Source organism: Bacillus infantis (genome assembly GCF_050107595.1).
Taxonomy (GTDB): Bacteria; Bacillota; Bacilli; order Bacillales; family Cytobacillaceae; genus Bacillus_AB; species Bacillus_AB infantis_C.
Genome location: NZ_JBNILH010000018.1, coordinates 20,728 through 43,661, shown reverse-complemented (window position 1 = coordinate 43,661; position 22,934 = coordinate 20,728). Strand labels below are relative to the sequence as shown.

Annotated in this window: 29 protein-coding genes; all 29 read right to left on the bottom strand. The window is 45.8% G+C overall.

Annotated elements, in window-relative coordinates; genetic code table 11:
* Window positions 1–7: 7 nt before the first annotated feature.
* The 29 genes from rpmD to rplL all read right to left on the bottom strand — a co-directional run bounded on the left by rpmD (window position 8) and on the right by rplL (window position 22,913).
* Window positions 8–190 carry a 50S ribosomal protein L30 gene (gene rpmD / locus ACQCVH_RS24565; RefSeq protein ID WP_009791311.1) on the bottom strand — a complete coding sequence of 61 codons (183 nt, stop codon included), beginning with the start codon at window positions 188–190 and terminating at the stop codon, window positions 8–10.
* Between the two features lie 13 nt (window positions 191–203).
* Complete coding sequence (rpsE, locus tag ACQCVH_RS24560; RefSeq protein WP_009791312.1) at window positions 204–704, bottom strand: 30S ribosomal protein S5; 501 nt, start codon at window positions 702–704, stop codon at window positions 204–206.
* A 21-nt stretch (window positions 705–725) separates the two neighbouring features.
* A complete protein-coding gene (gene rplR / locus ACQCVH_RS24555; protein ID WP_009791313.1) occupies window positions 726–1,088 on the bottom strand; it encodes a 50S ribosomal protein L18 in 363 nt (120 codons plus the stop codon).
* A 32-nt stretch (window positions 1,089–1,120) separates the two neighbouring features.
* Window positions 1,121–1,657 (bottom strand): 50S ribosomal protein L6, encoded by a 537-nt coding sequence (rplF, locus tag ACQCVH_RS24550; protein ID WP_009791314.1) that lies wholly within the window; start codon window positions 1,655–1,657, stop codon window positions 1,121–1,123.
* Between the two features lie 30 nt (window positions 1,658–1,687).
* Entirely contained in the window at window positions 1,688–2,086 is a 399-nt protein-coding gene (gene rpsH, locus ACQCVH_RS24545; RefSeq protein ID WP_148977006.1) for a 30S ribosomal protein S8, read from the bottom strand.
* 30 nt (window positions 2,087–2,116) lie between these two features.
* A complete protein-coding gene (locus ACQCVH_RS24540) occupies window positions 2,117–2,302 on the bottom strand; it encodes a type Z 30S ribosomal protein S14 (protein WP_009791316.1) in 186 nt (61 codons plus the stop codon).
* A gap of 25 nt (window positions 2,303–2,327) precedes the next feature.
* Complete coding sequence (gene rplE, locus ACQCVH_RS24535; protein WP_009791317.1) at window positions 2,328–2,867, bottom strand: 50S ribosomal protein L5; 540 nt, start codon at window positions 2,865–2,867, stop codon at window positions 2,328–2,330.
* Between the two features lie 25 nt (window positions 2,868–2,892).
* Window positions 2,893–3,204, bottom strand: coding sequence for a 50S ribosomal protein L24 (rplX, locus tag ACQCVH_RS24530; RefSeq protein ID WP_009791318.1), 312 nt, complete (start codon window positions 3,202–3,204; stop codon window positions 2,893–2,895).
* A gap of 33 nt (window positions 3,205–3,237) precedes the next feature.
* Window positions 3,238–3,606, bottom strand: coding sequence for a 50S ribosomal protein L14 (rplN, locus tag ACQCVH_RS24525; RefSeq protein WP_009791319.1), 369 nt, complete (start codon window positions 3,604–3,606; stop codon window positions 3,238–3,240).
* A gap of 40 nt (window positions 3,607–3,646) precedes the next feature.
* A complete protein-coding gene (gene rpsQ, locus ACQCVH_RS24520; protein WP_009791320.1) occupies window positions 3,647–3,910 on the bottom strand; it encodes a 30S ribosomal protein S17 in 264 nt (87 codons plus the stop codon).
* A 19-nt stretch (window positions 3,911–3,929) separates the two neighbouring features.
* On the bottom strand, window positions 3,930–4,133 hold the full coding sequence (rpmC, locus tag ACQCVH_RS24515) for a 50S ribosomal protein L29 (RefSeq protein WP_003351417.1): 204 nt from the start codon (window positions 4,131–4,133) through the stop codon (window positions 3,930–3,932).
* A complete protein-coding gene (gene rplP, locus ACQCVH_RS24510) occupies window positions 4,123–4,557 on the bottom strand; it encodes a 50S ribosomal protein L16 (protein ID WP_009791321.1) in 435 nt (144 codons plus the stop codon). The genes rpmC and rplP overlap by 11 nt, the downstream gene beginning before the upstream one ends.
* A 1-nt stretch (window position 4,558) precedes the next feature.
* Complete coding sequence (gene rpsC, locus ACQCVH_RS24505) at window positions 4,559–5,215, bottom strand: 30S ribosomal protein S3 (RefSeq protein WP_009791322.1); 657 nt, start codon at window positions 5,213–5,215, stop codon at window positions 4,559–4,561.
* A 3-nt stretch (window positions 5,216–5,218) separates the two neighbouring features.
* A complete protein-coding gene (gene rplV, locus ACQCVH_RS24500) occupies window positions 5,219–5,560 on the bottom strand; it encodes a 50S ribosomal protein L22 (RefSeq protein WP_009791323.1) in 342 nt (113 codons plus the stop codon).
* A gap of 18 nt (window positions 5,561–5,578) precedes the next feature.
* A complete protein-coding gene (rpsS, locus tag ACQCVH_RS24495; RefSeq protein ID WP_009791324.1) occupies window positions 5,579–5,857 on the bottom strand; it encodes a 30S ribosomal protein S19 in 279 nt (92 codons plus the stop codon).
* A 60-nt stretch (window positions 5,858–5,917) separates the two neighbouring features.
* Window positions 5,918–6,748, bottom strand: a complete 831-nt coding sequence (rplB, locus tag ACQCVH_RS24490; protein ID WP_009791325.1) for a 50S ribosomal protein L2 — start codon at window positions 6,746–6,748, stop codon at window positions 5,918–5,920.
* Window positions 6,749–6,778: 30 nt separating this feature from the next.
* The gene (gene rplW / locus ACQCVH_RS24485) at window positions 6,779–7,066 is read right to left on the bottom strand and encodes a 50S ribosomal protein L23 (RefSeq protein WP_426838274.1); all 288 of its coding nucleotides are present in this window, start codon (window positions 7,064–7,066) and stop codon (window positions 6,779–6,781) included.
* Window positions 7,063–7,686, bottom strand: a complete 624-nt coding sequence (gene rplD / locus ACQCVH_RS24480; RefSeq protein WP_009791327.1) for a 50S ribosomal protein L4 — start codon at window positions 7,684–7,686, stop codon at window positions 7,063–7,065. The genes rplW and rplD overlap by 4 nt, the downstream gene beginning before the upstream one ends.
* 28 nt (window positions 7,687–7,714) lie before the next feature.
* A complete protein-coding gene (gene rplC / locus ACQCVH_RS24475; RefSeq protein WP_426838250.1) occupies window positions 7,715–8,341 on the bottom strand; it encodes a 50S ribosomal protein L3 in 627 nt (208 codons plus the stop codon).
* A 36-nt stretch (window positions 8,342–8,377) separates the two neighbouring features.
* Window positions 8,378–8,686, bottom strand: coding sequence for a 30S ribosomal protein S10 (rpsJ, locus tag ACQCVH_RS24470; protein WP_009791329.1), 309 nt, complete (start codon window positions 8,684–8,686; stop codon window positions 8,378–8,380).
* A 633-nt stretch (window positions 8,687–9,319) separates the two neighbouring features.
* Window positions 9,320–10,507: an elongation factor Tu gene (gene tuf, locus ACQCVH_RS24465; protein WP_426838249.1), complete on the bottom strand. Its 1,188-nt coding sequence runs from the start codon at window positions 10,505–10,507 to the stop codon at window positions 9,320–9,322.
* A gap of 118 nt (window positions 10,508–10,625) precedes the next feature.
* Window positions 10,626–12,704: an elongation factor G gene (gene fusA / locus ACQCVH_RS24460; RefSeq protein WP_426838248.1), complete on the bottom strand. Its 2,079-nt coding sequence runs from the start codon at window positions 12,702–12,704 to the stop codon at window positions 10,626–10,628.
* A 51-nt stretch (window positions 12,705–12,755) separates the two neighbouring features.
* Window positions 12,756–13,226, bottom strand: a complete 471-nt coding sequence (gene rpsG / locus ACQCVH_RS24455; protein WP_009791333.1) for a 30S ribosomal protein S7 — start codon at window positions 13,224–13,226, stop codon at window positions 12,756–12,758.
* Between the two features lie 47 nt (window positions 13,227–13,273).
* Window positions 13,274–13,696, bottom strand: a complete 423-nt coding sequence (gene rpsL / locus ACQCVH_RS24450; protein WP_009791334.1) for a 30S ribosomal protein S12 — start codon at window positions 13,694–13,696, stop codon at window positions 13,274–13,276.
* A gap of 102 nt (window positions 13,697–13,798) precedes the next feature.
* Window positions 13,799–14,047: a 50S ribosomal protein L7ae-like protein gene (locus ACQCVH_RS24445; protein WP_022543219.1), complete on the bottom strand. Its 249-nt coding sequence runs from the start codon at window positions 14,045–14,047 to the stop codon at window positions 13,799–13,801.
* 200 nt (window positions 14,048–14,247) lie between these two features.
* A complete protein-coding gene (gene rpoC / locus ACQCVH_RS24440) occupies window positions 14,248–17,847 on the bottom strand; it encodes a DNA-directed RNA polymerase subunit beta' (protein WP_224906006.1) in 3,600 nt (1,199 codons plus the stop codon).
* A 114-nt stretch (window positions 17,848–17,961) separates the two neighbouring features.
* On the bottom strand, window positions 17,962–21,522 hold the full coding sequence (gene rpoB, locus ACQCVH_RS24435) for a DNA-directed RNA polymerase subunit beta (protein ID WP_035401163.1): 3,561 nt from the start codon (window positions 21,520–21,522) through the stop codon (window positions 17,962–17,964).
* 301 nt (window positions 21,523–21,823) lie between these two features.
* On the bottom strand, window positions 21,824–22,426 hold the full coding sequence (locus ACQCVH_RS24430; RefSeq protein ID WP_426838244.1) for a class I SAM-dependent methyltransferase: 603 nt from the start codon (window positions 22,424–22,426) through the stop codon (window positions 21,824–21,826).
* Window positions 22,427–22,547: 121 nt separating this feature from the next.
* Window positions 22,548–22,913, bottom strand: coding sequence for a 50S ribosomal protein L7/L12 (gene rplL, locus ACQCVH_RS24425; RefSeq protein ID WP_022543217.1), 366 nt, complete (start codon window positions 22,911–22,913; stop codon window positions 22,548–22,550).
* Window positions 22,914–22,934 lie beyond the last annotated feature (21 nt).

Here is a 22,934-nt window from a genome sequence, read left to right as displayed (position 1 = left end):
ATCGAACTTATTTCTCAGAGACCTTTACAAGGTGAGCAACCTTGTTGATCATGCCGCGGATAGCAGCATTATCCTGGTGCTCAACTGTTTGGTTCATCTTACGTAATCCTAGAGCTTTAACTGTTTCGCGCTGGTCTTGAGGACGACCAATCACGCTGCGAGTGAGGGTAACTTCTAGTTTATTCGCCATTTGATTTCCCTCCTTATCCTAACAGTTCTTCTACTGATTTACCGCGTAACTTAGCTACGTCTTCAGCACGTTTTAAGTTATTTAGTCCTTCAAGAGTTGCGCGAACCATGTTGATTGGTGTGTTTGTGCCTAATGACTTAGACAGGATATCAGCTACACCAGCCAATTCAAGAACCGCACGAACCGGACCACCAGCGATAACTCCAGTACCTTCAGAAGCAGGCTTCAAAAGGATTTCGCCAGCACCGAAATGACCGATGATTTGGTGTGGAATAGTTGTTCCAACCATAGGTACTTCGATAAGGTTTTTCTTAGCATCTTCAATTGCTTTGCGGATCGCGTCCGGAACTTCCTGGGCTTTACCAGTTCCAAAGCCTACATGTCCGTTCTTATCGCCAACTACTACAAGAGCAGTAAAACGGAAACGACGTCCACCTTTAACAACTTTCGCTACACGATTGATTGTAACTACGCGTTCTTCAAGTTCAAGTTTGTTTGGGTCAATACGAAGCATCTTTATGTGTCCCTCCTTCTATTAAAATTCTAAGCCGTTTTCACGAGCAGCATCTGCTAATGCTTTAACACGTCCGTGATACAGGTAGCCTCCGCGGTCAAAAACGACAGCTTTAACACCTTTTTCAACAGCGCGCTTAGCAACTAGTTCTCCAACCTTAACAGCAGCATCTGTGTTTCCTGTAGCAGTAAGTTCAACTTCTTTATCAAGTGTTGACGCACTTGCAACAGTCACTTTGTTCACATCATCGATCAGCTGAGCATAGATATGCTTGTTAGAGCGGAACACGTTTAAACGAGGACGAGCTTCAGTACCGCTAAGTTTAGCACGCACGCGGGCATGTCTTTTTTTGCGGACTTGATTTTTATCAGCCTTCGTAATCATTTAGGTCACTCCTTTCGTTTGCCTATGCGGCATTACTTACCTGTTTTACCTTCTTTACGACGCACATATTCGCCTTCGTAGCGGATACCTTTACCTTTGTAAGGCTCTGGAGGACGAACGTCACGAATGTTAGCAGCAAGTGCACCAACACGTTCTTTGCTTGTGCCTTTTACGATAACCTTCGTGTTAGAAGGCACTTCGATCTCGATTCCTTCTTCAGGAACGATTTCAACAGGGTGAGAGTAGCCAACGTTCAGGATCAGGTTCTTCCCCTGCTTTTGAGCACGGTAACCGACACCGATAAGCTCAAGGCCTCTTTCGAATCCTTTAGAAACACCTTCAACCATGTTTGCGATCAGGGCGCGAGTAGTTCCGTGCAGTGCGCGGTGCTCCTTCGCTTCTGATGGACGAGAAACATTAATGATGTTCTCTTCCACGCTGATTGCCATATCAGGGCTGAATGAACGAGTTAATTCGCCTTTAGGGCCTTTAACTGTCACATTGTTATTATCTACAGTGATTGTAACACCACTTGGAATTTCAATTGGTTTTTTACCTACGCGAGACATTTATTGCACCTCCATTCTTGAGAAACTCTATTACCAAACGTATGCTAATACTTCTCCGCCAGCTTGCTTAGCGCGGGCTTCTTTATCTGTAAGAACTCCTTGAGAAGTAGATACTAATGCGATTCCTAGACCGTTTAACACGCGAGGAACTTCGTTTGATTTTGCATATACACGAAGACCAGGCTTACTGATGCGCTTAAGACCAGTGATTACGCGCTCATTGTTTGCACCGTATTTAAGGAAAATGCGGATGATGCCTTGTTTATTGTCTTCGATAAACTCAACATCACGAACGAAACCTTCACGCTTAAGGATTTCAGCGATTTCTTTCTTGATATTAGAAGCAGGAACCTCTAATTTTTCGTGACGTACCATATTCGCATTACGGATGCGTGTAAGCAAATCTGCAATTGGATCTGTCATGACCATTGTTTTTACCTCCTTCCCAGACTTTGGGTTTTACCAGCTAGCTTTTTTCACACCAGGAATTTGTCCTTTGTATGCTAATTCACGGAAACAGATACGGCAAAGCTTAAATTTACGGTATACAGAATGTGGACGCCCGCAGCGTTCGCAGCGAGTGTATTCTTGTACCGGATATTTAGGCGTGCGTTTTTGTTTCGCAATCATTGACTTTTTAGCCACGTTGTCGCCTCCCTCTATTTAGCGATTACTTTTGGAATGGCATTCCAAATTGAGTTAAAAGTTCACGAGCTTCTTCATCTGTGTTAGCTGTAGTAACGATAACGATATCCATACCACGAACTTTGCTTACTTTATCGTAATCAATCTCAGGGAAGATTAACTGTTCTTTCACACCAAGAGTGTAGTTGCCGCGGCCGTCAAAGGATTTCTTTGAGATCCCGCGGAAGTCACGTACACGTGGAAGAGATACAGATACTAATTTATCAAAAAACTCGTACATGCGCTCTCCGCGCAGAGTAACTTTCGCACCGATAGGCATGCCTTCACGAAGACGGAACCCAGCGATTGATTTTTTAGCACGGGTTACAACCGGCTTTTGGCCGCTGATAACCGCAAGCTCTTCAACAGCATTGTCAAGTGACTTTGCGTTTGCAACAGCATCACCGACACCCATGTTGATAACGATTTTTTCAAGCTTTGGTACTTGCATGATTGATTCGTAGTTAAACTTGCTCATTAGAGCAGGTGTAATTTCATTTGAAAACTTCTCTTTTAGGCGGTTCATTCTTGTACCTCCCTTCTTCAGTTACTTATTTATCTAGAACTTCACCGGATTTTTTCGCAACGCGAACTTTCTTGCCATCAACCTCTTTGTAACCAACACGTGTCGGGTTACCTGACTTAGGGTCGATTGGCATCACGTTTGATACATGAATAGGTGCTTCTTGGCTGATGATTCCGCCTTGCGGATTCACTTGGGATGGCTTAGAGTGCTTCTTTACTACGTTCACACCTTCAACAAGCACACGGCTTTGTTTAGGGAAAGCAGCAAGGATCACACCTGATTTGCCTTTATCCTTACCAGAAATGACCATGACTTTGTCACCTTTTTTTACATGCATCTGTCGCACCTCCTTAAAGGCAATTTGTTTGAATTATAGTACTTCTGGAGCTAGTGATACAATTTTCATAAAGTTGCTGTCGCGCAATTCACGTGCAACTGGGCCAAAGATACGTGTTCCGCGTGGACCCTTATCGTCACGGATAATTACACATGCGTTTTCATCAAAACGGATGTAAGTACCGTCATCACGGCGGACACCGCGCTTAGTTCTAACGATAACTGCTTTAACGACGTCACCTTTTTTAACAACGCCACCTGGTGTTGCTTGTTTTACAGTACAAACGATAACATCACCGATATTAGCTGTCTTGCGGCCAGAGCCACCAAGGACTTTAATTGTCAGTACTTCACGAGCACCTGAGTTGTCAGCAACTTTCAAACGTGATTCTTGTTGAATCATGCGTGTAACCTCCCTTCGGGATGAAGCTTATTCCGAACCATTAGATTATAACTGCTTTTTCTACTACTTCTACAAGACGGAAGCGTTTAGTCGCAGAAAGTGGACGAGTTTCCATAATACGAACCACATCGCCAATTTTTGCTTCGTTTTGCTCGTCATGAGCTTTAAACTTTTTAGAGTACTTAACGCGCTTACCATAGAGCGTGTGCTTTTTGTATGTTTCAACAAGAACAGTGACTGTTTTGTCCATCTTGTCGGAAACAACGCGTCCAGTGTAAACCTTGCGTTGGTTACGTTCACTCATTGTGCGAACCTCCTATCAATTATCGATTGTTAACGCCGATCTCTCTCTCACGAATAACAGTTTTCATGCGAGCAATCGCTTTGCGTACTTCACGAATGCGAGCTGTATTTTCAAGTTGTCCAGTCGCCAATTGAAAGCGCAGGTTGAATAGCTCTTCTTTTAAAGATTTTACTTTTTGTTCTATTTCAGCAGTGGTAAGGTCACGAATTTCATTAGCTTTCATTTGATTCACCACCAATTTCTTCTCGTTTTACAAACTTGCACTTTACAGGAAGTTTGTGTGATGCAAGACGTAATGCTTCACGAGCTACCTCTTCAGATACGCCGGCAATTTCAAACATGATTTTCCCTGGCTTAACTACTGCTACCCATCCTTCAGGAGCACCTTTACCAGAACCCATTCGGACTTCTAGAGGCTTTGCAGTGTAAGGCTTGTGAGGGAAGATGTTGATCCATACTTTACCGCCACGTTTCATGTAACGAGTCATCGCGATACGGGCAGATTCAATCTGACGGTTGGTGATCCAAGAAGCCTCAAGAGCTTGAAGGCCAAATTCACCGAAGTTCACTTCAGTACCGCCTTTTGATTGTCCACGCATTTTTCCGCGGTGTACACGGCGATACTTAACGCGTTTTGGCAATAACATATTATTTGCCTCCTTCCTCAGTTTTCTTCTTTGTAGGAAGCACCTCTCCACGATAGATCCATACTTTAACGCCTAATTTACCGTATGTTGTATCTGCTTCTGCAGTAGCATAGTCGATATCAGCACGAAGTGTATGAAGTGGAACAGTACCTTCGCTGTAAGATTCAGAACGAGCGATATCAGCACCGCCAAGACGGCCAGATACCATTGTTTTGATACCTTTAGCGCCAGCGCGCATTGCACGTTGGATAACTTGCTTTTGAGCACGACGGAAAGATACGCGGTTTTCCAATTGACGAGCAATGTTTTCCGCAACTAACTTCGCATCGATGTCTGCTTTTTTGATTTCAAGAATGTTGATGTGTACACGTTTGCCAGTAAGTGAGTTAAGAGCTTTACGAAGAGCTTCAACTTCAGAACCGCCTTTACCGATAACCATACCAGGCTTAGCAGTGTGGATAGTGATGTTTAAACGGTTAGCTGCACGCTCGATCTCAACTTTAGAAAGTGATGCATCGCTTAAACGCTTCGTAATGTACTCACGCACTTTAAGGTCTTCGTGTAAAAGTTCAGCATAGTCTTTGCCTGCGAACCATTTTGACTCCCAATCACGGATGACACCGATTCGCAAACCGACTGGATTTACTTTTTGACCCACTGATTATCCCTCCTTCTTTTCTGATAAAACGATAGTAATATGACTAGTACGTTTGTTGATTGCACTTGCACGGCCCATAGCACGCGGACGGAAACGCTTCAAAGTTGGTCCCTCGTCAACGAACACTTGAGATACTACTAAATTATTAACGTCCATTTCGTAGTTATGCTCAGCATTTGCCAATGCGGATTTCAATAATTTTTCAACGACAGGAGAAGCTGCTTTTGGCGTATGGTTTAAGATAGCCACCGCTTCACCTACTTGCTTACCTCGAATTAAATCTACGACTAAACGAGCTTTACGAGGAGCAATACGAACTGTTCTTGCAACAGCTTTAGCTTGCATCAGGATGCCCTCCTCTCATTAACGTCTTGTTTTCTTATCATCATTGCCATGGCCTTTGTAAGTACGAGATGGAGCGAATTCTCCAAGCTTGTGCCCTACCATGTCTTCTGTCACATATACAGGTACATGTTTACGACCATCATAAACTGCGATAGTGTGACCAATGAATTGCGGGAAGATCGTAGAACGGCGTGACCAAGTCTTTACCACTTGCTTGCCTTCGTTTTCATTTAACTTTTCGATCTTTGTCATTAAATGCTCATCAACAAAAGGTCCTTTTTTTAAGCTGCGACCCATGATTGAACCTCCCTTCGTGATCGTTCTACGGTTCTCTTGTGGAACCGTAGCTCAATCCCGTTATTTTTTACGACGACGTACGATAAACTTGTCGGATTTGCTCTTCTTCTTGCGTGTTTTGGCACCAAGAGTCGGCTTGCCCCAAGGTGACATTGGTGATTTACGTCCGATAGGAGCGCGACCTTCACCACCACCGTGCGGGTGATCATTCGGGTTCATTACAGAACCACGGACAGTTGGGCGCTTGCCTAACCAGCGTGAACGACCGGCTTTACCGATGTTGATAAGTTCGTGCTGCTCGTTGCCCACTTGGCCTACTGTAGCGCGGCAAGTAGCAAGGATCATGCGAACTTCACCAGAGTTTAAACGAACCAGAACATATTTGCCTTCTTTACCCAATACTTGAGCAGAAGTACCTGCTGAACGTACAAGCTGTCCGCCTTTGCCAGGTTTCAGTTCGATGTTGTGGATAACAGTACCCACTGGAATGTTTGCAAGTGGAAGTGCATTCCCCACTTTAATGTCAGCTTCAGGTCCAGACATTACTTCAGTGCCCACAGAAAGGTTCTTAGGAGCAAGGATGTAACGCTTTTCTCCATCCACATAGTTGATTAGTGCAATGTTGGCTGAACGGTTTGGATCATATTCGATCGTAGCAACGCGTCCTGGAATGCCATCTTTATCACGTTTGAAATCGATGATGCGATATTGACGTTTATGTCCGCCGCCTTGGTGACGAACTGTTAACTTACCTTGGTTGTTACGGCCGCCTTTACGCTTTAAAGGTGCAAGCAGTGATTTTTCCGGCTTGTCTGTAGTAATCTCAGCAAAGTCAGAAGTAGTCATGCCGCGACGACCGTTGGAGGTAGGTTTATACTTTTTAATCGCCATTTCGTTTCCCTCCTCTTCTAGTTATGGTTATCAGACTTCAAAGAATTCGATTTCTTTGCTGTCTGCAGTTAGTTTTACGATAGCTTTACGACGTTTGTTCGTGTAGCCGCCGAATTTACCCATGCGCTTGAACTTGCCTTTGTAGTTCATGATGTTTACTTTCTCAACTTTCACGCCAAAGATTTCTTGGATAGAATCTTTAACTTGAGTTTTGTTAGCTCTAACATCAACTTCAAAAGTATACTTCTTGTCAGCCATCAGGTCAGTAGAACGTTCAGTGATAACGGGGCGCTTAATGATATCGCGTGCATCCATTATGCAAGCACCTCCTCTACTTTTTCAACCGCTGCTTTAGTCATGATAAGCTTATCATGGCTTAGAACATCCAAAACATTGACGCCTGTTGCAGTTACAACAGTCACTCCAGGGATATTGCGAGCAGATAATGCTACGTTCTCATCAAGATCAGCTGTTACGATAAGTGCTTTCTTATCAACAGACAGACCTGTAAGGACACCCTTGAAGTCTTTTGTTTTAGGAGTTTCTAAAGCAAGGTTTTCTAATACTAGAATGTTTTCTTCTGCCACTTTAGAAGATAGTGCAGATTTGATTGCTAAACGGCGTACCTTTTTAGGCAGCTTATAGCTGTAGCTGCGTGGAGTAGGACCGAATACTGTACCGCCTCCGCGCCACTGTGGTGAACGGATAGAACCTTGACGAGCGCGTCCAGTTCCTTTTTGGCGCCATGGCTTGCGTCCGCCGCCGGCTACTTCAGAACGAATTTTAGTTTTATGAGTTCCTTGACGTAAAGAAGCTCTTTGCATTACAACAGCTTCGAATAGTACGTGGTTGTTAGGCTCAATACCGAAGATGGTTTCATTAAGCTCGATTTCTCCAACTTGTGAACCAGCTTGGTTTAACAATGCTACTTTAGGCATTCTATTTCCTCCTTTCTGACTGGATTAATTATGCTTTAACCGCAGTTTTAATTTTTAGAAGAGCTTTTTTCGCTCCAGGCACGTTACCTTTGATCAGAAGCAGGTTGCGTTCTGCATCAACTTTAACGATTTCCAGGTTTTGAACAGTGATCTGATCTCCGCCCATGCGTCCTGGCAATGCTTTGCCTTTGAATACACGGTTAGGAGCTACAGGTCCCATTGAACCAGGGCGACGGTGGTAGCGTGAACCGTGTGACATAGGTCCGCGTGATTGTCCGTGGCGCTTGATAGAGCCTTGGAAACCTTTACCTTTAGAGATTCCTGTTACATCAACAGTATCGCCTTCTGCGAAAATATCTACTTTGACTTCCTGACCAACTTCATATGCTGCTAAGTCAACTCCGCGGAATTCGCGAACGAAGCGCTTAGGAGCAGTATCAGCTTTTGCGACATGTCCTTGTTCAGGTTTGTTGGAAAGCTTTTCACGCTTATCTGCAAAGCCAAGCTGGATTGCTTCATATCCGTCAGTGTCGACAGATTTCACTTGAAGAACAACGTTTCCTGTAGCTTCTACAACAGTTACCGGGATAAGGTCGCCATTTTCAGCAAATACTTGAGTCATACCGATCTTTCTTCCTAAGATTCCTTTGGTCATTAGTCACACCTCCTGAGAATTTAATTATTTATTTCATTATAATTTGATTTCGATATCTACACCTGATGGCAGGTCTAAGCGCATCAGTGAATCAACTGTTTGTGGAGTTGGGTTGATGATGTCGATCAGACGCTTATGCGTGCGCATTTCGAACTGCTCACGTGAATCTTTATACTTATGGACCGCACGCAGGATTGTGTAAATTGACTTTTCAGTCGGCAATGGGATCGGGCCGGACACAGCCGCACCAGAACGCTTTGCAGTTTCAACAATCTTTTCAGCAGACTGATCAAGGATCCTGTGATCATACGCTTTTAAACGGATACGAATTTTTTGTTTTGCCATTATTTTCCCTCCTTTTCGCCTATATTGATATAGACATTCTCCGTGAAAATTTCCCACACACTCGCCATGGCAAAGCGGCCGGGTGTGTCAGCAACCTTTCACTTCATCGCAGTCAAAGACCAACATTGTCTATTATACAGAAACCATTTAAGAATTGCAACATGAAATGTTTTATTCTTTTATGTTTCGCACACTTTTACTATTATAGCGGGTATAACGCAGGTTTTCAAGGGGATTGGAAGAAGTCTAACAATTCACTGTGCCCCTAGGAAAAATAAAATGTATTCATAAAAACTGCTGATTTTCAAGTTATCCTGTCATTGCTTTTCCTTAATGCTGAAGCTGCATAACCTGTTTCTTCTATAGTATAGGAGCAATGTTGCACTGGCAGCAGCACCCGCCAACGCCAATAAGTTTTCTGAAGAGGAAATATTATTGATCCTGTGAAGTCACGGAACAGAATTACAGGCTTAAAACGTAAGAATCAGCTCAGATAACGTTGGAGTTGGCTGCCACTCATTACAGTTAGAGCGAAAGTTCATGCAGAGAAATCCTAAGGTATAGTTTAGAATCCAAAGAAAAAAAGAAGCAGATGGATCAAATCCACCTGCTTCTTTATATATGAATCAAAGATTACTCAGTGATTGTAGCTACAACGCCAGCGCCTACAGTACGTCCACCCTCACGGATAGAGAACTTAGTACCTTCTTCGATAGCGATTGGAGCGATAAGCTCAACAGTCATTTCGATGTTGTCGCCAGGCATAACCATTTCTACACCTTCAGGAAGGTTGCAGATTCCAGTTACGTCAGTTGTACGGAAGTAGAACTGAGGGCGGTAGTTAGTGAAGAATGGAGTATGACGTCCACCTTCTTCTTTAGATAGAACGTAAACTTCAGCTTTGAATTTTACGTGTGGAGTGATTGAGCCTGGCTTAGCCAAAACTTGACCACGCTGGATGTCTTCACGTGCTACACCACGAAGAAGGGCACCGATGTTGTCACCAGCTTCTGCGAAGTCAAGAAGCTTACGGAACATTTCAACACCTGTTACAGTTGTTGATTTTGGCTCTTCAGTAAGACCGATGATTTCGATTACGTCACCGACTTTAACTTGTCCACGCTCAACACGTCCTGTAGCAACAGTACCACGGCCAGTGATTGAGAATACATCCTCAACAGGCATCATGAATGGCTTGTCAGTGTCACGTGTTGGAGTTGGGATGTACTCGTCAACTGCAGCCATAAGCTCGTTGATTTTATCTTCCCAAGCAGCGTCGCCTTCAAGAGCTTTAAGAGCAGAACCTTTGATAACAGGAATGTCATCACCAGGGAACTCATACTCAGATAGAAGGTCACGGATTTCCATTTCAACTAGTTCAAGAAGCTCTTCATCGTCAACCATGTCACACTTGTTCATGAATACAACAAGGTAAGGTACACCTACTTGACGAGAAAGAAGGATGTGCTCACGAGTTTGTGGCATTGGGCCGTCAGAAGCAGATACTACTAGGATACCGCCGTCCATTTGAGCAGCACCAGTGATCATGTTTTTAACATAGTCAGCGTGTCCTGGGCAGTCAACGTGTGCGTAGTGACGGTTAGCAGTTTCGTACTCAACGTGTGCAGTAGAGATTGTGATACCACGCTCTCTTTCTTCTGGAGCACCGTCGATTTGGTCGTAAGCGCGTGCTTCAGCTCCACCAGTCTTAGCAAGAACTGTAGTGATAGCAGCAGTTAGAGTTGTTTTTCCGTGGTCAACGTGACCAATTGTACCAATATTAACGTGGGGTTTTGAACGGTCGAATTTAGCTTTACCCATTAGGAAAATCCTCCTTTAATTTTAAAAAGTTAAGTATTTTTAGAGCTGCTGTCAGGCAAGCCGATCAGCAGCTTGGTTCTACAATAGTAGTTATACTTGATTATAAAGGTAAAATCAATTATTCACCTTTATTTTTTTTGATGATTTCTTCAGAAATTGACTTCGGTACTTCTTCATAGTGGTCAAAGTGCATGGAGAATACTCCACGGCCTTGTGTGCTTGAACGCAGGGAAGTTGCATATCCGAACATTTCAGACAGCGGAACCATTGCACGGACAACTTGAGCGTTGCCGCGGGCATCCATACCTTCTACACGTCCACGACGGGAAGTGACGTTACCCATGATATCTCCCAGATATTCTTCTGGAATGATAACTTCTATCCTCATGACTGGCTCAAGGATAACAGGGTTACATTTTGAAGCAGCGTTTTTCAGTGCCATTGAAGCGGCAATTTTGAACGCCATTTCTGATGAATCGACATCATGGTAAGATCCATCGAACAGTCTTGCTTTAATATCAACTAGCGGATATCCAGCAAGAACACCTCTGTCAAGGGAATCTTCCAGTCCAGCTTGGACAGCCGGGATGTATTCACGAGGAACAACACCGCCGACGATGCCGTTTTCGAATTCAAAGCCTTTTCCTTCTTCGTTTGGAGAGAATTCAATCCAAACGTGTCCGAATTGTCCGCGTCCACCAGATTGGCGTGCGAATTTACCTTCAACCTTAGCTGAAGCGCGGAAAGTTTCACGATATGCAACCTGAGGCGCACCTACGTTTGCTTCCACTTTAAATTCACGTTTCATACGGTCAACAAGGATATCAAGGTGAAGTTCACCCATACCCGCAATGATAACCTGTCCAGTTTCCTGGTCTGTATGCGCACGGAATGTAGGATCTTCTTCTTGAAGCTTTTGAAGAGCAGTTGTCATTTTGTCCTGGTCTGCCTTTGACTTAGGCTCGATAGACAATTGGATAACCGGCTCAGGGAATTCCATGGACTCAAGGATTACAAGGTTCTTCTCATCACACAGAGTGTCACCAGTAGTAGTGTCCTTAAGACCTACGGCAGCAGCGATATCCCCTGCGTATACTTCAGAGATCTCTTCACGGGAGTTGGCGTGCATCTGCAGGATACGTCCTACACGCTCGCGCTTTCCTTTTGTAGAGTTCTGTACATATGAACCGGAGCTCAAAGTACCAGAGTATACACGGAAGAATGTAAGCTTACCGACATAAGGGTCAGTCATAACTTTAAATGCAAGAGCTGAGAATGGCTCATCGTCACTTGAAGGACGAGTAACTTCTTCTTCAGAATCCGGTAGAGTACCTTTGATTGCAGGTACGTCCAGTGGAGACGGAAGGTAGTCAATTACTGCATCAAGCATTTTCTGAACACCTTTGTTTTTGAACGCTGATCCACAGATTACAGGGTAGAATTCAACGTTTACAGTACCTTTACGAATAGCTGCTTTCAGCTCGTCGTTAGTGATTTCTTCACCGCCAAGGTATTTCTCCATTAATTCTTCATCAAGCTCAGCTACCGCTTCAATCAGCTTTTCACGGTATTCTTCAGCTTGCGCCTTGTATTCTTCCGGGATTTCACGGTCTTCGATGTCTGTACCAAGGTCGTTGCCGTAGAAAGTCGCTTTCATCTCGATCAGGTCGATGATTCCTTCGAACTGGTCTTCAGCACCGATTGGCAGCTGAATAGCTGCTGCATTGGCTTGCAGACGATCGTGGAGTGTACCGAGTGAGTAAAGGAAATCTGCACCCAGTTTATCCATTTTGTTTACGAATACCACACGTGGTACACCATAAGTAGTAGCCTGGCGCCAAACTGTTTCAGTTTGAGGCTCAACTCCTGATTGTGCATCAAGGACTGCTACTGCACCATCAAGTACACGAAGTGAACGCTCAACTTCAACTGTGAAGTCTACGTGCCCTGGTGTATCGATGATGTTTACACGGTGGCCCTTCCACTGTGCAGTTGTTGCTGCAGAAGTGATTGTGATACCGCGTTCCTGTTCCTGTTCCATCCAGTCCATTTGTGAAGCACCTTCGTGTGTTTCACCGATTTTGTGGATACGGCCAGTGTAGTAAAGTACGCGCTCAGTCGTAGTTGTTTTACCGGCATCGATGTGGGCCATGATGCCGATATTACGAGTATTATCCAAGGAGAACTCTCTTGCCATTGGGTCTTTCTCCTTCCTAGTAAATGTGATAGTTTGTTTGTGGGTTCGATCCTACCAGCGGTAGTGAGCGAATGCTTTGTTAGCTTCAGCCATTTTATGAGTATCTTCACGCTTCTTCACAGATGAACCTGTGTTGTTGGCAGCGTCAAGGATTTCGTTAGCTAAACGCTCTTCCATTGTTTTCTCACCGCGAAGACGAGAATAGTTAACCAACCAGCGAAGACCAAGAGTCGTACGGCGGTCTGGGCGCACCTCAACTGGTACTTGATAGTTCGCACCACCTACACGGCGCGCTCTTACTTCTAGAACCGGCATGATGTTCTTAAGTGCTTGATCGAACACTTCCATTGGCTCTTTTCCGCTGCGCTCGCTGATGATATCAAATGCTGAATAAAGAATAGCTTGAGATTTACCTCTCTTGCCATCAACCATCATTTTGTTGATAAGACGGCTAACTAGCTTTGAATTGTAAATCGGATCTGGTAATACGTCTCTTTTTGCTACAGGACCTTTACGTGGCATGTAATTTCCTCCTTTCGAAAAAACTGAATATTATTTGTGGTCTGGCATTATTTTTTAGCTGCTTTAGGACGCTTAGTACCGTATTTTGAACGGCCTTGCATACGGTTGTTAACACCGGCAGTGTCAAGCGCGCCGCGCACGATGTGGTAACGTACCCCTGGTAAGTCCTTTACACGTCCGCCGCGGATTAATACTACGCTGTGCTCTTGAAGGTTGTGTCCGATACCAGGAATGTAGGCAGTAACCTCGATTCCGTTAGTCAAGCGTACACGAGCATATTTACGCAACGCTGAGTTTGGTTTCTTCGGAGTCATTGTACCAACACGAGTACATACACCGCGTTTCTGTGGAGATGATACGTTAGTTTGTGCTTTTTTGAAGCTGTTGTAACCTTTGTTAAGCGCAGGTGATTTTGACTTTTCCTCTTTTGTCTTACGAGGCTTGCGCACTAATTGGTTAATTGTAGGCATGATTTTTCCTCCCTTCGTCTTTTGTGTAAGCCCACACATCCAGGTGGTTCATTTTGTTGCAAAAACAAAGTCCTTGCAGATCTTCATCTACAAAAACAGTTTTTAAATAGATATTGCAACAGCTGCCGCACCTACGTCGATTCCGCAGGCCTTTCCCAATGATTTCATCGAGCCGGCCCGGGTGACCGGAACTTTATATTCAAGCGCCGCGTTGATCACTTTTTCAACAGCCCTATGGTCTGCATCTTCTGCGATCAGCACTTCGCTGATTGTTCCTGATTTCAGAGCTTTTACTGTTTGCTTTGTTCCTACTATAATATTTCTTGCCTGCAATACTTTATCATAAGACATGATATATCCTCCAAAGTATCCGGTAAATAGGAGCACCTTTGCTATAGTACCATCGCACAGGAATATTGTCAACATCACGGCAAATATTTTTTTAAAATCATGCATATTTCCATTCAGTCTATCTATGAACCTGTGCGTCCAATTGCTTAGCTATTACTATAAAATGCGGTGCCCCCTATTCGGCAGGCACCGCATTTCTATTATTCCACTGTAACTGTTTCTTCGGATGCTTCTTCTGCAGTGAATGGTTCAGCTCTGCGGTAGCGCTGCATTCCAGTTCCCGCAGGGACCAGCTTACCGATGATGACATTCTCTTTAAGACCAAGCAATTCATCACGCTTGCCTTTGATGGCAGCATCTGTAAGCACCCTTGTTGTTTCCTGGAAGGAAGCGGCTGACAGGAAGGAATCCGTCTCAAGTGAAGCTTTAGTGATACCGAGTAGTACAGGACGGCCAGTCGCAGGCATTTTGCCGTTTAACAGAGCCTTTTCATTGGCATCTGTGAACTGGTGGATATCAAGAAGCGAGCCAGGCAGCACTTCTGTTTCCCCTGCATCGATGACACGCACCTTGCGAAGCATCTGGCGGACCATTACCTCGATGTGCTTATCGCCGATTTCAACACCCTGCATGCGGTATACCTTCTGAACTTCGCGAAGCAGATACTCTTGTACAGCATTTACATCTCTTACTTTAATCAATTCTTTAGGGTCAATAGAACCTTCGGTCAATTCCTGTCCGCGGTCTACCCTGTCATCAACAGCCACTTTCAGGCGCGCTGTATATGGAGCAGTGTATGTGCGGGACTCAACCTCGCCCTGCACGACAATTTCATGCTGGCGGTCGCGTCCTTCATTGATGCCAACGACAACACCTTCAAGCTCTGAAATGACAGCCTGACCTTTAGGGTTACGCGCTTCGAAAATTTCCTGGATACGCGGAAGACCTTGAGTAATATCGTCTCCTGCTACGCCTCCTGTATGGAAAGTACGCATTGTAAGCTGTGTTCCAGGCTCGCCGATGGATTGGGCTGCGATGATTCCGACGGCTTCGCCCACTTCAACTTCCTGGCCTGTTGCCAGGTTGCGCCCGTAGCATTTCTTACATACGCCATGGCGTGTATTACAGGTAAAGGCAGAACGGATCCAAACAGTCTCAATGCCTGCTTCTACGATTTCAACAGACAAATCTTCTGTAATAAGATCATTTTCTTTTACGATTACAGCGTTTGTTTCAGGATGCTTGATATCTCTGCGTGCATAGCGGCCAATCAGGCGCTCATCCAGCGCTTCGATAACTTCTGTGCCATCCTTCAGGGCGCTTATCTGCAGACCTCTGTCTGTACCGCAATCATCATCACGGACGATGACATCCTGTGCAACGTCAACAAGACGGCGGGTCAGATAGCCGGAGTCAGCTGTCTTAAGTGCTGTATCGGCCAAACCTTTACGCGCTCCGTGTGTGGAGATGAAGTACTCAAGTACTGTCAGTCCTTCACGGAAGCTGGACTTGATCGGAAGTTCAATGATCCGGCCGGCCGGGTTGGCCATGAGTCCGCGCATACCGGCTAACTGTGTAAAGTTAGATGCGTTACCACGGGCACCGGAGTCACTCATCATAAAGATCGGGTTGGATTTATCCAGGGACTTCATCAGCTTGGCCTGGATAGTGTCCTTCGCAGCACTCCAGATGGAGATAACACGGTCATAGCGCTCATCCTCAGTGATGAGACCCCGCCTGAACTGTTTAAGGACATTATCAACCTTGCCTTGTGCTTCAGAAATGATTTCCTGCTTTTCTTTAAGAACGACGATATCCGCCACACCGACAGTGATGCCGGCTTTAGTGGAATGTCTGAAGCCGAGATCCTTCATGCGGTCAAGCATTTTGGATGTTTCAGTTATCTTAAAGCGCTTGAAGACTTCCGCAATGATGTTTCCAAGAATTTTCTTCTTGAAAGGATCAACAAGCGGCATATTTTTAATAGCTTCTTTTACATCAGTACCCCGTTCTACAAAGTAGCGGGCAGGCGTTTCTTCTTCAAGATTCGTCTTTGTCGGCTCATTGATGTATGGGAATGATGTCGGCAGGATTTCGTTGAAGACAAGCTTTCCGACAGTCGTGATAAGAAGCTTTTTCCTTTGTTCTTCTGTGAATGTTTCATTGTTCAGTGTACCTGCATTCACTGCTACGCGGGTATGAAGGTGGACATAGCCATTCTGATAAGCAAGCAATGCTTCGCTTGTATCATTGAAAATCATACCTTCGCCCACTGCACCTTCTCTTTCCATAGTCAGGTAATAGTTACCAAGCACCATATCCTGGGAAGGTGTAACAACAGGTTTTCCATCCTTAGGGTTCAGGATGTTCTGGGCTGCAAGCATAAGAAGACGCGCTTCTGCCTGAGCTTCAGATGAAAGCGGTACGTGGACCGCCATTTGGTCACCGTCAAAGTCGGCGTTGTATGCTGTACATACAAGCGGATGGAGACGGATCGCGCGCCCTTCAACCAAAGTTGGTTCAAAGGCCTGGATTCCGAGCCTGTGAAGGGTCGGTGCACGGTTCAGCAGAACTGGATGCTCTTTGATTACCTCTTCAAGCACATCCCAGACTTCAGGCTGGACCCTTTCAATTTTGCGTTTTGCTGATTTGATATTGTGAGCCAGTCCTTTTTCCACCAATTCCTTCATGACGAAAGGCTTGAACAGCTCAAGCGCCATTTCCTTCGGCAGACCGCACTGGTACATTTTCAGGTTAGGACCTACTACGATAACAGAACGTCCGGAGTAGTCAACACGCTTTCCGAGCAGGTTCTGACGGAAACGCCCCTGCTTCCCTTTCAGCATGTGTGAAAGAGATTTAAGCGGCCTGTTTCCAGGACCTGTTACAGGACGTCCGCGGCGGCCGTTGTCAATCAGGGCGTCTACGGCTTCCTGAAGCATACGTTTTTCATTCTGGACGATGATGCTTGGAGCACCGAGGTCCAGTAAGCGCTTCAGGCGGTTGTTCCGGTTGATGACACGGCGGTACAGATCGTTCAGGTCAGAAGTCGCAAATCTTCCTCCGTCAAGCTGGACCATTGGACGAAGCTCAGGCGGGATGACAGGAAGTACATCCAGGATCATCCATGATGGTTCATTTCCAGATCCACGGAAGGCTTCAAGTACCTCAAGGCGCTTGATAGCGCGTGTACGGCGCTGGCCCTGGGCAGTTGTAAGCTCTTCTTTAAGCGCGTCTACTTCTTTGTTCAGGTCGATATCGGAAAGCAGCTTCTTGATGGATTCTGCACCCATGGATGCCTGGAACTTATTGCCGTACTTTTCACGGTAAGCGCGGTATTCCTTCTCAGACAGAAGCTGTTTTTTCTCTAATGCTGTATCGCCGGAATCAGTTACCACATATGAAGCAAAGTAGATGACTTCTTCAAGCGCACGCGGTGACATATCCAGAACAAGGCCCATGCGGCTCGGGATTCCCTTGAAATACCAGATATGCGATACAGGAGCAGCAAGCTCGATATGGCCCATTCTTTCGCGGCGGACCTTGGCGCGGGTGACTTCCACTCCGCATCGGTCACAGACTACGCCTTTATAGCGCACTCTTTTGTATTTTCCGCAATGGCATTCCCAGTCTTTCTGAGGTCCGAAAATACGCTCGCAGAATAAGCCGTCTTTTTCAGGCTTTAATGTACGATAGTTGATTGTTTCAGGTTTTTTGACTTCACCAAAAGACCAGGAACGGATCTTATCAGGTGAAGCAAGACCGATCTTCATATACTCAAAATTGTTTACATCCAGCAAGGGGCCTACCTCCCTTTCAATCTCGGGTTATACCCTTATTGCTAATCCGGCAATAATATGCCGCCCTCCGCCCGTTAAGACGGAGCGGCAGTCAAATTTATATAGTTATGCTGTTTATTCTTTGCTAGCTACTTTTTCAGTGTTTGCTTCCTCTGTGTCCGGTGCGATGGTCAGCGATTCAGCCTGCTGCACATCATCATCGTCCTCAAGGTCGCGCATTTCGATTTCCTTTTCATCACCTGACAGGATCTTAACATCCATACCCAAGCTCTGAAGCTCTTTCATCAATACACGGAAGGATTCCGGCACTCCAGGCTCCGGTACATTCTCGCCTTTGACGATCGCTTCGTACGTTTTCACACGTCCGACAACGTCATCTGATTTAACTGTCAGGATTTCCTGCAATGTATAGGCAGCACCGTAAGCTTCAAGCGCCCAGACCTCCATCTCCCCGAAACGCTGTCCGCCGAACTGGGCTTTACCGCCAAGAGGCTGCTGCGTAACAAGTGAGTAAGGGCCTGTTGAGCGGGCATGGAGCTTGTCATCAACCATGTGGGCCAGTTTGATCATGTACATGACGCCGACAGATACACGGTTGTCGAACGGTTCTCCCGAACGGCCGTCGTACAGGACTGTCTTCGCATCCCGGGCCATGCCGGCTTCTTCGATTGTTGACCAGACATCTTCCTCGCGCGCTCCATCGAATACCGGTGAAGCGACGTGGATGCCTAGTGCTCTCGCAGCCATGCCGAGGTGGAGTTCAAGCACCTGCCCGATGTTCATACGGGAAGGAACCCCCAATGGATTCAACATGATGTCGACAGGTGTGCCATCTGGAAGGTAAGGCATATCTTCTTCCGGAAGGATCCGGGAGATAACCCCTTTATTTCCGTGGCGCCCCGCCATTTTATCTCCCTCGGAGATCTTACGCTTCTGAACGATATATACACGTACAAGCTGGTTCACGCCTGGCGGCAGCTCATCTCCGTCTTCACGGTTGAAGACTTTGACATCAAGCACAATTCCGCCTCCTCCGTGAGGAACACGAAGGGAAGTATCACGCACTTCACGGGCTTTCTCTCCAAAGATGGCATGCAGAAGGCGCTCTTCGGCAGTCAGCTCTGTTACACCCTTAGGAGTAACCTTACCAACAAGCAGGTCGCCATCCTTTACTTCAGCGCCCGTACGGATGATTCCGCGCTCATCAAGATTGCGGAGTGCATCTTCACCGACATTCGGGATGTCACGGGTGATTTCTTCAGGCCCAAGCTTGGTGTCTCTTGATTCTGATTCATATTCTTCAATATGGATGGAAGTATAAACGTCGTCTTTTACAAGACGTTCGCTCATGATGATCGCATCCTCATAGTTATAGCCGTCCCAAGTCATGAAGGCAACAAGCACGTTGCGGCCAAGCGCAAGCTCGCCAAGCTCCATGGAAGGCCCGTCAGCAAGGATTTCGCCCTTTGTCACACGGTTTCCAACAGCAACAATCGGGCGCTGGTTATAGCATGTTCCCTGGTTGGAGCGGATGAATTTAAGCATCCTGTACTTATCAAGGTCGCCTTTGACTTCCTGGCCATTGACCTCGGAAATGCGGCGCACCCAGACTTCACGTGCTTCAACATGCTCGACGATTCCTTCATGCTTACAGATGACAGCTGCACCGGAGTCTTTCCCGGACACATACTCCATTCCTGTACCTACACGAGGTGCTTCAGGCTGCAGCAATGGTACTGCCTGACGCTGCATGTTCGCTCCCATGAGGGCACGGTTGGAGTCATCGTTTTCAAGGAAAGGAATACATGCTGTCGCGGCTGATACTACCTGCTTTGGCGATACATCCATATAGTCAACGCGGTCTTTCGGTACAACCGTATTTTCCCCGCGGAAACGCGCGACGACTTCATCGTCAAGGAAAGTACCGTCATCACCAAGGCGCGCATTCGCCTGTGCAACAACATAGTTATCTTCTTCATCAGCTGTCAGGTAATCGATTTGGTCTGTCACTCTGCCGGTCTCAGGATTGATGCGGCGGTATGGCGTTTCGATGAATCCGAAGCGGTTAACCTTTGCAAAGGATGATAATGAGTTGATCAGACCGATGTTCGGTCCTTCCGGCGTTTCAATCGGACACATGCGGCCATAGTGTGAATAGTGAACGTCACGGACTTCAAAGCCGGCGCGCTCACGAGTCAGACCGCCAGGCCCTAATGCAGATAGACGGCGCTTATGCGTCAGTTCGGCAAGCGGGTTTGTCTGGTCCATGAACTGTGAAAGCTGTGAGCTTCCAAAGAACTCTTTGATTGATGCGATAACAGGCCTGATGTTGATCAGCTGCTGCGGTGTAATTGTATTGGTATCCTGGATGGACATCCTCTCGCGGACAACACGTTCCATTCTGGAAAGTCCGATTCGGAACTGGTTCTGGAGCAGTTCGCCAACTGAACGAAGACGTCTGTTCCCCAGGTGGTCGATATCATCTGTATCGCCGACTCCGTGAAGAAGGTTGAAGAAATAGCCAATCGACGCAATGATATCAGAAGGAGCGATGTTCTTGACCGCTTCCTCAACATAGGCATTGCCGATGATATTGATCTCTTTCTCTCCGTCTTCATTAGGGGCATAGACCTTGATGGATTGAAGAAGGACCTCGTCCTCCACCACTCCGCCTGAAGGAGCTGCTGTCCTGAAGCCGATATTATTTTCAAGATTAGGGATGATGCGGTCCAGGTTGCGGCGGTCCAGCATAGTCCCTTTCTCTGCGATGATTTCGCCTGTTTCAGGATCAACCAGTGTCTCAGCAAGGCGCTGGTTGAACAGTCTGTTTTTAATATGAAGCTTCTTGTTGATCTTGTAGCGTCCAACATTCGCTAAATCATAGCGCTTTGGATCAAAGAATCTGGAAACGAGCAGGCTTTTTGCATTTTCTACAGTCGGCGGCTCGCCCGGACGAAGACGCTCATAGATTTCCAGAAGGGCTTTATCTGTACTTTCTGTGTTGTCTTTTTCAAGCGTATTGCGGATATATTCATTGTCTCCGATCAAATCAATGATTTCTTGATCAGAGCCGAACCCAAGTGCACGCAAAAGAACCGTAACGGGCAGTTTCCGAGTACGATCTATTCTAACGTATACGACATCCTTGGCATCTGTTTCATATTCAAGCCAGGCGCCGCGGTTCGGGATAACAGTAGCAGAGAAGCCTCTTTTCCCGTTTTTATCCAGCTTTCCGCTATAGTATACACTCGGTGAACGTACTAACTGAGAAACGATGACGCGTTCTGCTCCATTGATCACAAACGTACCTGTTTCTGTCATAAGCGGGAAGTCACCCATAAAGACATCCTGGTCTTTAACTTCGCCTGTTTCTTTGTTTACAAGACGCACTTTAACACGCAAAGGTGCTGAATATGTAACATCTCGTTCTTTCGATTCCTCAACGGAATACTTTGGATCGCCAAGGCTGTAATCAATAAATTCAAGCGATAAGTTACCAGTAAAGTCTTCAATTGGCGAAATGTCCTGGAACATTTCACGAAGACCCTCATCAAGAAACCATTGATAAGAAGAGGTTTGGATTTCAATTAGATTAGGCAAATCCAAAACTTCACTGATTCGTGCGTAACTTCTACGTTGGCGGTGTCGTCCATACTGAACTAGTTGACCTGTCAACTGATTCACCCCTCAAATCAAGCGTTATTTATCGAAAAGCGCAAGCACCCTGTCCAAAAGAGAAACCGGCATTTAAACAAACCGGCATTGCCAATCCCCCTCGGGCGCAGACAGCTTTTACTTTTCATAAGACAAAAAGAAAAAGGGTTTTCAACTCAAAAACCACATTTTCACATTTCGACTATTATTTTATTAGCTTTCCCATTATAGCCAAATTTATACAGAACGACTGCAAAATAGCAAATAAATCGGAAAGTATTATGTTGGCATTTTACAATACTATCATAGAGAAAAAGTCAAGTCAACTTTTTTTCGCTTTTAAAATAAAGTAGCCTTTTTTCTTTTCTACGGTTTCGACCTCTGAAAAAAGCGAGTCCAGTTTCTCAATTGCCGAAGGGGCACCCTGCTTTTTCTGGATGACAACCCAGAGCTCGCCGCCCGGCAGCAAACGCTCGAAGCTTTGTTCAAAAATGTCGTGGACAACCTGCTTTCCGGCGCGGATTGGCGGATTTGTCAGGATGGCCGCAAACTTGCCACCGCCAACACCGGTTAAGCGGTCACTTTCATAGATGGCAGTATTGCCAACTGAATTTCCAGCCGCATTTTCCTTTGCAAGCTCGATCGCCCGGAGATTCACATCAACCATGTGGACCGTCCTTTCCGGAAAGCTTTTGGCAATGGCCAAGCCAATCGGCCCATATCCGCAGCCAACATCCAGGATATTGCCTTCAGGCTCCGGCAGTGTGAACGCTTCAACAAGAAGCCTTGAACCAAAATCCACTTCTCTCTTTGAAAACACACCGTTATCGGTTTTAAAACGGAAAGAATGCCCTCTTAGCGGAAAATTCCAATACGCAGGATCACTTTCAGTTTTTGATATGCGGGAATAGTAATGTTCGGTCATAGAATCACCTCCAACCTGAGGAAACACATTGAGAATCATGCATCCTGTTCGGACGAATTATAAATCAAACAAAAGAAAAAAGCAAAAAGCCCGCTGGGCAGCGGGCTTTTCAAAGTTGGCATTACTTAACTTCAACGCCAGCTCCAACTTCTTCAAGCTTAGCTTTGATTTCTTCAGCCTCTTCTTTAGAAGCGCCTTCTTTAACAGGCTTAGGAGTGTTGTCAACAAGTTCTTTTGCTTCTTTAAGACCAAGACCTGTGATTTCACGAACAACTTTGATAACTTTGATTTTTTGGTCGCCTGCAGATGCAAGAACAACGTCAAATTCAGTTTTCTCAGCTGCAGCATCTCCGCCAGCAGCGCCACCCATTACAGCTACAGGAGCTGCAGCAGTTACGCCAAACTCTTCTTCGATTGCTTTTACTAGGTCGTTAAGTTCTAGAACAGTCATGCTTTTGACTGCTTCAATGATTTGTTCTTTAGTCATGATAAAATTTCCTCCTTATGA